Source organism: Mariniflexile sp. TRM1-10, assembly GCF_003425985.1.
Taxonomy (GTDB): domain Bacteria; phylum Bacteroidota; class Bacteroidia; order Flavobacteriales; family Flavobacteriaceae; genus Mariniflexile.
Genome location: NZ_CP022985.1, coordinates 3,182,265 through 3,193,514 on the forward strand (window position 1 = coordinate 3,182,265; position 11,250 = coordinate 3,193,514).

General features: G+C 34.6%; 13 protein-coding genes. 4 read left to right on the forward strand and 9 right to left on the reverse strand.

All coding sequences use genetic code 11. The features are described from left to right. Nucleotides 1-134 precede the first annotated feature (134 nt). Nucleotides 135-494 (reverse strand): DoxX family protein, encoded by a 360-nt coding sequence (locus CJ739_RS13435; RefSeq protein WP_117176186.1) that lies wholly within the window; start codon nt 492-494, stop codon nt 135-137. Between the two features lie 45 nt (nt 495-539). Between CJ739_RS13435 and CJ739_RS13440 the strand changes: the two genes are divergently transcribed. Then, nucleotides 540-1,205, forward strand: a complete 666-nt coding sequence (locus CJ739_RS13440; protein WP_117176188.1) for a M15 family metallopeptidase — start codon at nt 540-542, stop codon at nt 1,203-1,205. Nucleotides 1,206-1,261: 56 nt separating this feature from the next. On the opposite strand, the gene CJ739_RS13445 is transcribed toward CJ739_RS13440, so the two are convergent. Continuing rightward, nucleotides 1,262-1,606, reverse strand: coding sequence for a DUF6249 domain-containing protein (locus tag CJ739_RS13445; RefSeq protein ID WP_117176190.1), 345 nt, complete (start codon nt 1,604-1,606; stop codon nt 1,262-1,264). Nucleotides 1,607-1,803: 197 nt separating this feature from the next. On the opposite strand from CJ739_RS13445, the gene CJ739_RS13450 reads away from it, so the two are divergent. Both CJ739_RS13450 and CJ739_RS13455 read left to right on the forward strand, forming a co-directional pair. Next, the gene (locus CJ739_RS13450; RefSeq protein WP_117176192.1) at nt 1,804-2,391 is read left to right on the forward strand and encodes an RNA polymerase sigma factor; all 588 of its coding nucleotides are present in this window, start codon (nt 1,804-1,806) and stop codon (nt 2,389-2,391) included. Continuing rightward, a complete protein-coding gene (locus CJ739_RS13455; RefSeq protein ID WP_117176195.1) occupies nt 2,372-2,800 on the forward strand; it encodes a hypothetical protein in 429 nt (142 codons plus the stop codon). The genes CJ739_RS13450 and CJ739_RS13455 overlap by 20 nt, the downstream gene beginning before the upstream one ends. On the opposite strand, the gene CJ739_RS13460 is transcribed toward CJ739_RS13455, so the two are convergent. Then, the gene (locus tag CJ739_RS13460; protein ID WP_117176197.1) at nt 2,778-3,755 is read right to left on the reverse strand and encodes a sterol desaturase family protein; all 978 of its coding nucleotides are present in this window, start codon (nt 3,753-3,755) and stop codon (nt 2,778-2,780) included. The two genes, CJ739_RS13455 and CJ739_RS13460, sit on opposite strands and share 23 nt — an antisense overlap. Before the next feature lie 104 nt (nt 3,756-3,859). Then, nucleotides 3,860-5,098 carry a DEAD/DEAH box helicase gene (locus CJ739_RS13465; RefSeq protein WP_117176199.1) on the reverse strand — a complete coding sequence of 413 codons (1,239 nt, stop codon included), beginning with the start codon at nt 5,096-5,098 and terminating at the stop codon, nt 3,860-3,862. A 122-nt stretch (nt 5,099-5,220) separates the two neighbouring features. On the opposite strand from CJ739_RS13465, the gene CJ739_RS13470 reads away from it, so the two are divergent. Next, entirely contained in the window at nt 5,221-6,078 is an 858-nt protein-coding gene (locus CJ739_RS13470; protein WP_117176201.1) for a bestrophin family protein, read from the forward strand. A 170-nt stretch (nt 6,079-6,248) separates the two neighbouring features. Here CJ739_RS13470 and CJ739_RS13475 read toward each other — a convergent pair whose 3' ends face one another. The 5 genes from CJ739_RS13475 to CJ739_RS13495 all read right to left on the reverse strand — a co-directional run bounded on the left by CJ739_RS13475 (nt 6,249) and on the right by CJ739_RS13495 (nt 11,152). Beyond that, nucleotides 6,249-6,689, reverse strand: coding sequence for a carboxymuconolactone decarboxylase family protein (locus CJ739_RS13475; protein WP_117176203.1), 441 nt, complete (start codon nt 6,687-6,689; stop codon nt 6,249-6,251). A 66-nt stretch (nt 6,690-6,755) separates the two neighbouring features. Next, complete coding sequence (locus CJ739_RS13480; RefSeq protein WP_117176205.1) at nt 6,756-7,331, reverse strand: Crp/Fnr family transcriptional regulator; 576 nt, start codon at nt 7,329-7,331, stop codon at nt 6,756-6,758. Nucleotides 7,332-7,421: 90 nt separating this feature from the next. After that, nucleotides 7,422-9,602: a B12-binding domain-containing radical SAM protein gene (locus CJ739_RS13485; protein ID WP_117178985.1), complete on the reverse strand. Its 2,181-nt coding sequence runs from the start codon at nt 9,600-9,602 to the stop codon at nt 7,422-7,424. Between the two features lie 127 nt (nt 9,603-9,729). Beyond that, nucleotides 9,730-10,365 (reverse strand): MOSC domain-containing protein, encoded by a 636-nt coding sequence (locus CJ739_RS13490; protein ID WP_117176207.1) that lies wholly within the window; start codon nt 10,363-10,365, stop codon nt 9,730-9,732. A gap of 19 nt (nt 10,366-10,384) precedes the next feature. Further along, on the reverse strand, nt 10,385-11,152 hold the full coding sequence (locus CJ739_RS13495; protein ID WP_117176209.1) for a DUF2059 domain-containing protein: 768 nt from the start codon (nt 11,150-11,152) through the stop codon (nt 10,385-10,387). Nucleotides 11,153-11,250: the final 98 nt, after the last annotated feature.

Genomic DNA, 11,250 nt, shown 5'->3' on the forward strand with positions numbered 1-11,250 from the left:
ATATTTGCATTATGTCGTCGATATAGAAACCCTAAATCTACTTCGTAATAAAAAAAGCAAATTGAAAGAAAACCGAGTTTGAGGGAACTCGGTTTTTTTGTTTTTATATTTTGACTGAATTATATTTTTGGCTTTTATAAACCTAAATAGAAGTAGGCCCAATAGATTAGCAAAAACTGAATAGGAATTCTTAGAATAAGTAACCATTTTGGCAATCCTGCTGAAGCTTGTTTATTAGAAAGCATATAAAAATGTACCAACAGGAAAACTATCAACATGATAATGATAAATACGAGGGATATGTTTTTAACCAAGGGAATGCAAAGCATAATGCCTAGAAATATTTCTGCAATACCACTTAAAAACACCAACAATTTATGGTTTGGTAAATAAATAGGCATAATACGTAAATACATTTTAGGTTTTATAAAATGATTGATTCCTGCTGCTATATAAAGTGTAGCCATTAAATACAAATGCCACGGATAGTTCATGTACTAAATTTAATTTTCTCTAAATTAGCATAATTTGTAGTATATATGAAATGTTGTGTAAGGTTTTTGTTAGTATTTGTCTGGTTTGGAGCATTTGCCCAATTACCTGATGGGTTTGTGTATGTAAAAACTATTATTCCAGATTTGGATGTAGAACTGCAATACAATACCTCTAATAATTTTGTTGGTAAACGTATTGATGGCTACCAATCAAACAAACTCATATTAACCAAACAGGCTGCTTTAGCTTTGAAAGAGGTTCAGGAAGCATTACTAGATAAGAATTTATGCCTGAAAGTGTATGATGGGTACAGACCACAACGGGCTGTAAACCATTTTATGCGGTGGGCTAAAGATCTTAATGACACGATTAATAAACGGGCATTTTACCCAGATGTTGATAAATTGGATTTATTCGTTGAAGAGTATATTGCAGTCCGATCGGGACACAGTAAGGGCAGCACGGTAGATGTAACCATTATAAATGGGAATACTGGCGAACCCTTGGATATGGGCAGTAATTATGACTTTTTTGGTCAAGCTTCTTGGGCAAATTATAAAGACATTACCGAACTCCAAAAGGCTAATAGGCAACTTTTACAAGAAGTCATGCTTAAATTCGGTTTTAAAAATTATCCGAAAGAATGGTGGCATTTTACCTTAAAAGATGAGCCATTTCCTGATACGTATTTCGATTTTCCTGTAAAATAAAAACCTGCCTTTTTTAGAAAGCAGGTCTTCTGTTTTTTGATTGATGTTTTTTCGTTTTATTCTTTATCTAAATTCTTGGTCATATTAAAGCCAATAAATAGGCCTAATCCTGACATTAAGAAGATAGTTCCAGGGTAGGCTACATCATCTATAACTCCTAGACTATAAACCAGGAAGGATGCGATAAAGACGCCAAGTCCAATAGCCATTAATAAAAGGGCCAAATTTAATAGAAGTACTTTCCACATTGGGGAACGATGACTTCTGTTTCCCATAAAAATACTGGCATCGGCACCTTTTTCAATAAGTGCTAAACGTTCTTTATTTCTTGTAGATAGGTATAAATATACGATTCCAAAGATTGCAAGAAATAAACTGATTGGTATTAAAATATCTTCCATAATTGTTTGTTTTTAATTGATTAAATTTAATGTGTTCATAGCTTATGACGATGGGTTTCGAATTTAGGTTACAAACAATGACCAAATATTTTTTTTAATCTAAATAATTCCCCGAGCTCTGCCGAGGATAGGCTGTTTCAAGAAATTTTTTATTGTTTGTGTAACCATACACTATTTAATATCGTCTTAGTATCAAAATGACTATCAACGACCAATATTATATCAATTTAATTTTAAATGGAGATACCAATGCATTTCACATATTGGTAGACCGTTATAAAGATTTGGTGTATTCGTTATCGTTGCGCATGTTAAAGAATAGGGAAGAGGCCGAAGAGGTTTCACAAGATACCTTTGTGAAGGTTTTTAAGTCGTTACCAAGGTTTAAAGGCGATTCAAAGTTTTCAACATGGATTTATAAAATAGCTTATAATACCTGCTTGGATAGACTGAAGAAAAATAAAAAGTTTTATAATGATGTGCCTATTGATGAATTTACCGAACATCAAGTGAGAACAATTGATGATGCTTTAGAAAATTTAGAAGCTAAAGAGCGGGAGCAAGCCATTCAGGATTGTATGTCATTATTGCCCAATGAAGATGGTTTTTTGCTAACTTTGTATTACTTTGAAGAGCAGTCTTTAGACGACATTTCCAAAGTGATGGGTTTAACTCCCAATAACGTAAAAGTAAAGCTGTTTAGAAGCCGAAAAAAGCTAGCAGCCATTTTAAAGCAGCGATTAGAACCAGAAATAATTGAAAGTTATGAACGAGCAAACAGATAAATATTTAGACCAATTAGCTAAAAAAGTTATGAAAGATGCGCCTTTGGAAACGCCTTCTTTTGACTTTACAAATACTGTAATGTCTCAAGTTTCAGGGTTAAGCCACAACAAAGTAATTGCGTATAAACCTTTAATTTCAAAAACGGGTTGGATTTTTATTTTGGTTGGATTTTTAATCTTGGTCTTTTTTGTGCTATTTGGAAATCAAACATCCTCTTCTGGGTGGTTAAATACGATTGATTTTAGTATGTTTTCTAATAATGGCATTGCTCAAGCACTTTCAAATTTTAAAATACCAAGTTTTACAATATCTAAAACGTTAACGTATGCTATTGTACTTTTTGGCGTGATGGTTTGTATTCAAATATCATTTTTAAAACATCATTTTAATCAACGGTTTGAAAATTAGTGTTTGGTACCTCCAAATTATTTTCAATTGTTCTTTTGTTTGCCAATTCAATTTCCTTACGCATTTGTTTGATGGTTAAAGTGCTTCCATCATGACTCCATCCAGGCGAGCCAAAGGCATACATAAATTTGTGATATAGATTTGGACTCTTTTTCATATCGTTCCAAATGTCTTTATATTCATGCGTTAATATCACCAAAGGATTATAGGAATTTGGTGGTTTTGTTACACCATATTCAATATCTATATTCTCATCTAATTCTTTCCAGGTTCCAAATAGTTTATCGAACATATTTAAAAATCCACCATGATTTTTATCCATATATTCTATGTTTTTAGCATGATGTACTTGGTGCATGGTGTGGGTATTAAATACTTTTTCAATGATTCCCATTTTTGGAATGTAAGCAGAATGTAACTGAAATTGCCAAAGCGCTTCGATTCCTAAGCATACAATGACCATCTCGGGCGGAAATCCTATTGCGGGTAGCCACATGTAAAATAATGGTTTATATAATATGGTGAACCAACCATTTCTAACAGCTGTTCCCAGATTGAAATTTTCTGAAGAATGATGCACGATGTGTGCTGCCCATAAAAAGCGTACCATATGGTTTTGTCTGTGAAACCAATAATAGGTAAAATCGTCTAAAAACTGGCAGGCTATCCAAACGGGCCAAGAATAACCAAAAGATTCCCAACCCATAATATTGGTGCGAATGCCATCAACCATAGGGTTGCACAATTCGTATAAGTAATTGAAAATAATTATAGCAGAAATAGTTTTTATTAAAGGCGCTATAACTACCGATCCAACGCCCATTGTAAGACTGGAAGCTAAATCTTTCCATTTATAAAGACTTTTATGGTCATGGGTTCTACTGTAAGTAAGCTCAAGTAAAATGAGCCCCAAAAAAAAGGGAATACCATAAACTAGTGGGTTTGTAAAATCCATTACTGTTTAAATTTTAAATCCGTTAGTTAGTATGGTAGGGAGAAGTCTCTTGATCTTTTTTCTTTTGGCGAAGATACTTAATATATAACGTAATTTCTTGTGATTTAGTACCAACGTTTCTTTTTCTTTTTGGAAGATTCACTTTTGCGCCCTTTTTTGTGCTTGCTTTTTCCGGGTGTTCGGTGTATTTCTTTTTTTGCTTTAGGGTCTAATGGATACGGATGGTCTTCAATAACGTCCAGTTGTAATTGAATAAGCTGTTGAATGCTTGCTACATAGGTTTTTTCATCGGCAGAACAAAACGAATAGGAGTTACCGGATTTTCCAGCTCTAGCAGTTCTTCCGATACGGTGTACATAAGTTTCCGGTACGTTTGGTAAATCGAAATTTATTACCGCATCCAGTTCGTTTATGTCAATACCACGTGCCGCTACATCGGTAGCTATTAAAATATTTACTTTATTGGTTTTGAAGTTGTTTAAAGCTTCTTCTCTTAAATTCTGACTTTTATCGCCGTGGATACTATCCACTTTGTAACCGTTTTTTTTAAGGGTTTGTTCTAATTTTTCAACCCCAAATTTGGTGCGTCTAAAAATAAGAATGCTGCCTTTAATATCGTTTCTTAGTAAGTGCAAACACAATTCTATTTTATTGCGTTTTGGCACGTAATACAATACTTGGTTGACGTTTTTTGAAGTGGACGAATTTGGTGCGACTTCAACACGCTCGGGCGTATTTAATATGGTGTTTGCCAGTTGCTCTACTTTAAAAGGGATGGTTGCCGAAAACAATAAAATCTGTTTTTCTTTGGTACATAAACGCTCAATTTTTTTAACGTCGTCTATAAAACCCATATCCAACATTAAATCGGCTTCATCCAAAACCAGTGTTTCAATATAATCGAGGTTAATAATATCTTGTTTGTGCAAGTCGAGCAAACGCCCAGGCGTAGCAATTAAAATATCAACCCCTTTTTTTAACACATCAATTTGAGGCTCAATGGAAGCACCTCCAAAAACGACCGTCGTTCTTAAATTGGTATAAGTGCTGTATTTTTTGAAATTTTCGTCTATTTGAATGGCTAATTCGCGCGTAGGGCTTATAATTAATGCTTTAATTTTCTTGCCTTTTTTACTGGCATCTTGTTTATCGAACAATAATTGTAAAATAGGCAATGCAAACGCAGCGGTTTTGCCTGTGCCGGTTTGGGCAGATACAACCACATCTTTTTTTGCTAAAACCAAAGGAATGGCTTTTTCTTGTACCAATGTAGGGTTATCGTAACCAGCTTCGGCAATGGCTCTTAAAATGGGTCTGTTAAGTTGTAGGTCTTTAAACGACATGTATGATGATTTGCTGCAAAGATACACAAAAGTTGTTAGGCTAATTTTTATTATATTTTAAGGTAGTTGGGTGCTAAACATTATCTAATTTTGCAGCGCAATTATAATGAGCACAATAACCCATGGTACAATACAACCCCAAAGACTGGATTACTTTTATTTTTAGATTTCATAAATCGGATACGTTCAGAAAACTGATTCCTATGATGCTATTTATAGGTGCTTACACAGGTGGCGTCGGGTATTTGGAACTTGAATATTGGAAATTATCCGAGAAAAACCATTTATCAAACATTACCGTCATGCATGGTATGCTGGGTTTCGTCATTTCCCTATTGTTGGTGTTTAGAACCAATACAGCTTACGACCGCTGGTGGGAAGGTAGAAAACTATGGGGTGCATTGGTTAACAACAGTCGGAATTTAGCCATGAAGCTCAGTGTTATTTTAAAAGAAGAACATGATAGGGTGTATTTTAAGAAATTGATTCCTAGCTATGCTTCTATATTGTCAAAACATTTAACCGATAAAGAAACCAGTTTGCAATTGTATGATGGGATAGAATTAGACAATCACAAGCACCGACCAAACCAAGTGGCTACCATGATGTACCAAAAGGTTAACGATTTGCATGAGCAAGAAAAAATTACGGGCGACCAACTTATTATTTTGAATGCCGAATTACAGTCGTTTACAGATATTTGTGGTGCTTGCGAGCGTATTAAAAACACGCCCATTCCATATTCATACAGTGCGTTTATTAAAAAGTTTATCTTTTTCTATATCATGACCTTGCCCTTTGGTTATGTGTTTAGCTTGGGGTATTACGCCATCCCAGTCGTTATTTTTATTTTTTATGTATTGGCAAGTTTAGAGTTGATTGCCGAAGAAATTGAAGATCCTTTTGGGATTGATGCCAACGATTTACCTATTGAAAAGATTTCGGCAAATATTAAAAAGCATGTGGAGGAGATTATTTAGGGGTGCTTAAATGAATTGAAAGTATTATAATAGTTTGATGTGGAGCTTTTATGCATTTATTTAACATGTCCCTTTTATAGAACTCATAGGATCTTTACAATTCTACTATTTTAAAAATAGCCACGAATACACTCTGTTTTTATAAGTGCATTCGTGGCAGAACCCTATTGTTATTCAATCTCTTTATGTGTGCTTACCGCAATACGATTCCAGGCATTAATGGTAACAATAACCATAATAATTTGTGCTATTTGGTTTTCGGTAAAAATTCTAGTCGCTTTCTGGTAAGTGTCTTTGCTTAGACCATTTTGATGAATGAGTGTGATTTCTTCAGTCATCGCCAACACCGTTTGTTCTTCTTCAGTAAAGAATTTGATGGCTTCTTTCCATGCGCTCACCAAAAAGATAGGCTGATTGGTTTCTCCATGTTTTAAGGCCTCTTTGGTATGCATATCGATACAGTATGCGCAATTATTGATTTGCGACGCACGAATTTTGATCAGATTTTTTAATGTTTTAGATATATCAGCCTTTGTTAAGTAGCTTTCTAATCCATACATAGCTTTATATGCTTGCGGTTCTACTTGATTGATGTTGATGCGTTTTTCCATTATTTTGTTCTTTAAATTTAACAATACAAAGTTGGAAAACAGCCAAGAAGAAAAACTTAAACTGGTTTAAGAAATCCCTTTTTTACGGATTTCGCTTAAATACTCTGGAGTGAAATTCAAATAAGAAGCAATGAGGTATTGTGGTACACGCTGTAGAAATTCAGGCTGTGCTTTTAGAAAATGATAATAGAGTTCTTCCCTCGAAAAACCATAAAGAAATTTAATTCGCATTTGAGCAGCAGCATAGGCTTTTTGATAAATACAACGGAAATATTTTTCCATAACAGGATGTGTTTTCAAAAGTTTTTCATAAGCCATTTTATCTATATACAAGAGTTCTGTATTTTCTACAGCTTGAATATAAAATTCTGTAGGCGATTGGTTTATAAAGGAGAATGTTTCAGTCATCCACCAATTTTCTATGGCAAATTCGGTAGTTTGCTCTGTGCCTTTTTCATTTATAAAAAATTTACGGAGAATGCCATTTAATACAAAGAAATTGGATTTACAAACCTGTCCTTCTTCAAGAAGATTGTCTTTTTTTAGTATGCTTTTAAATTGGAAATAGGATAGAATATCTTCAAACTCTTCGCCGCTAACAGTTGCGAATTTATTAATGTGTGCTTTAAAAATATCGGACATGTTTTGGATTTAATGTAAATTTATGTAGTTACAAATTACATAAAAAGTAAACATATAAGTTTACAAAAAACAAATTAAAATCTGAATTCATCACAAAACCAACAACCCATGCTCTCGTAAAACGTTCATGGATTTAGAAAACCAAAACAACTCAAAATCCTCAAACTGACTTTCAAAATCTTTTTTTAGTTCTAAAAATGAGGGTAGTTGTGGGCTGCTTGGGCGCAACGAATCCAGCTTATTTAAAAACCAGTTGCCTTTATCTTTATCTAAAGTCACCGTAAAGGTTTCGGTTGTCGTATGAAATAGCGCTTGCAATGTGTGATAGGTTTGTCCCTTCTTTGTTTTGGATGTTTCTATTACCAAAGGCTTTGTGCCCAACCACAGTATTTTTGCAGTTGGTTTGATGTTGAAATGAACATCAGTTTCTAAACAGTTATAAATAAAATCGGGTTTAATGGTGGTTTTCGGGATTTTAAAATCAAACCAATCTTGTAACGGCAATTCAAAGCCAATGCCGTGCATATAGTTAAAAAGTGACTTTTTCAATCCGAAACTGAATTGGTTGTGGTCAATGCCCGTCGTGTCGGTAAAGGCGATATCGTTATTGGCAAACGTAATGGGTTTGGTATTTGGGATGATATGGTATTCAGCAGGGTTTAAGCCAATGGGGCTGTGTGCTGTTAAGGCGAATTGGTGCCAAAACCCCGATTGCAACACGCCAATTTCGAATAATTGACGCACCATTTCCAAACTATCCACAGTTTCCTGAACGGTTTGCGTGGGGTAGCCATACATTAAATAGGCATGTACCATGATGTTGGCTTCGGTAAAATTGCGTGTGACTTGCGCCACTTGTGCCACGGTGACGCCTTTGTCAATAAGTGCCAATAACCTATCGGAAGCCACTTCCAGTCCGCCAGAAACCGCAATACAACCTGAGGCTTTTAGCAACAGGCACAAATCTTTGGTGAAGTTTTTTTCAAACCGAATGTTGGCCCACCAAGTAACCGTGAGTTTACGTTTTATAATTTCTAAAGCTAGGGCTTTCATGAGTGCAGGAGGTGCTGCTTCATCAACAAAATGAAACCCTGTTTCGCCCGTTTGTGCTATGAGTTGTTCCATGCGGTCCACCAATAATTTGGCAGCAATGGGTTCGTAAATTTTAATATAATCCAACGAAATATCGCAAAACGTACATTTGCCCCAATAGCAACCGTGTGCCATGGTGAGTTTGTTCCATCGTCCATCGCTCCACAAACTGTGCATGGGATTGGCAATTTCTATGACAGAGATGTACTTGTCTAAAAGTAAATCGGAATAATCGGGTGTGCCGAGATCACTTTGTTTGTAATCTGGTTTGGTACTGTTGTTTTTATAAACGACTTTTTCGTTTTCTAAAAGAAAGGTGCGTTTATACCCTCCTTCGGAGGGGCTGGGGGAGGATAATAATTCAATTGGCAATTCGCCATCATCCAACGTAATAAAATCGAAAAATTGGAATACCCGAACGTCTGTAACCGACCGTAATTCGGTATTTGGGAATCCGCCTCCCATCGCTATTTTAATATGGGGGTAGTTGGTTTTTATATATTGGGCACATCGAAACGCACTATATAAATTCCCGGGAAACGGTACTGAAAAACACACCAGCCTGGGTTGAATACTTTTTAGTTTTTCTTCAAGAATGTTTAAAGTAATCCTATCAATATATGTTGGCTCATTTTGTAATTGTTGGTATAAGTCATCAAACGAATTGGCACTGTGCCCCAAGCGTTCGGCATAGCGACTAAAACCAAAATTATCATCGATGCATTCCACAATAAAATCGGATAAATCTTCAAGATATAAAGTGGCTAAATGTTTGGCTTTGTCTTGCATACCCATATTACCGAACGCCCAATCCAATTCATCCAATTGCTCAAAACGAGATGCTTGTGGTAAAAAATGATTGGTGCAAATTTGTCTGGCGAAGGTTGGTTTTTTGCCTTGTAGAAAGGCAATGATATCATCCAAAGGTTGTAAATAAGCGTCTCTTAGCGTATAAATTCTTTGTGCATTTTCAGAAGTGATGCGATTATTTTTAGCAGCTAATTCAAAAAGATGCTGAAATGTTTTTTTTGAAAATAATTCTAAAATCACTTCAATACCCAAATCCATTTGAAACGAAGGGATGTTTTTAGTGTTTAAAAAACCTTTTAAATAGCATGTAGCAGGGTAGGGCGTGTTTAATTGCGTAAACGGAGGCGTGATGAGTAAAAGGTCTTTCAAAATACTACATAAATTATGGTAACAAATATAGTTGAAAAGATAATGTGTTTCTTCGTCACCCTGAACTTGTTTCAGGGCCACATTATTTTCCAATAACTATAGTATGCTGAAATTAAAAAAGGATGAACTAAATTATAAACGCACGCAACTTCTCTCTTTTTCCTAAAGGAAGTGCATCATTTTCTATAGCTAAAGCTACGTGTTCTTGGTTTTTATGTTTTGAAAACAACAGGTTGTAAAACTGATGTGTTGTTAAACTGTTTTTGGCGGGTTCAATAAGGGTAAACACATCGCCTGTTTTTACGAAACCTTCCTCTAAAATGCGTACATAGGTTCCTGGATAGCCGTGTTCTATAAATTGCTTTAATACATTTTGGTTTCCAAATTTTACTCCGAATTTAAAACAAGGCTCTCGAGGTTGGGTTATTTGTATTAAAGCTTTGCCTACTTTATAAACGTCGCCAATATGTATCTTGGTTTCATCTAAGCCAGAAACGGTTAGGTTTTCGCCAAACATGCCGTAGTTCCAATTTAAATCGGGATATAGGTTTTTCCAATAGTCATAATGATTTTCAGAAAACAAATAGCAGGCTTTAAATTCGCCACCGTGGAATTTCCTATCGGTTACTTCATCGTCTTTCACGTTTTCTTTTCCTAGGTAAATAGGCCGATTGGTTGGGATTTTGTAAATGCCCGTAACGACTTCTTGACCATTAAAAATAATGGTGGTTGGTTTCGCTATGTTGGTGGAGGTTATTTGCATGAATTAAAGTTTAAATAATTTATTCAACCATCTCTAGTTGTCCTAAGCTATAAAAATCATCACTTTGCATTTTAGCTATAAATTTATATGAATTCCCATCTATTTCATAGATGTTTACCTGTATAGGTTCTGTTGTTACTTTTTCATTGTTTTCGTCAAGCTCCCAAATATTATATCGACAATCGCTTAACCATTCTATTCTCGAAGTTATTTCACCAACCTTAGTCGTTTCTATTTGTTTGTTTCCTTTTCTTTTAATACTCACCAATGTTCCATCTGGAAGTTGATAGCTAAACTTTCCTTCTTTAAAAGAACCACAAGCTTCCAATTTTATATTAAATTTAAATTCATTTTCGGAATTTATTTTTTCAGAAATTTTATCATTAAGTTTTGCTCCCCATTCGACTCCCGCCTGCATGGACTCTTTAGATATTAGAGGAAACTTACTTACCATTTTTTGACCAGCCTCACTTTCGTAAAACTCAATTATTGAATCAATCTCAGATTCTGTTAAATGTTTCTTGTAAATTGGAATTAGTATTTCAACCAAATCATTAAAACCATTTTTTCTAACTTCATTTTTTAAAATGTGCCAATAGTCTTCACTAATAATTTCCTTGTAATTTTCTTTTTGCATCTCTATGAGATTTTCCAAAATGGCGTCGAATCTTTGACTTGACCCTATAACATTCATCATTTTTTGTATTTTTTTATCTATACTTGTTTCTTGACAATATGTTGATGGTATCGTTGAAGTTAAAAATAATATGAGGATAAAATATTTCATGATTTAATAATATAATTAGGGTCAATCTGTGAGAAAGTTTTTATTATAAAATATTAGAACTAAAGTATGCTTTTCTTCTCACACACACAATAAAAAAA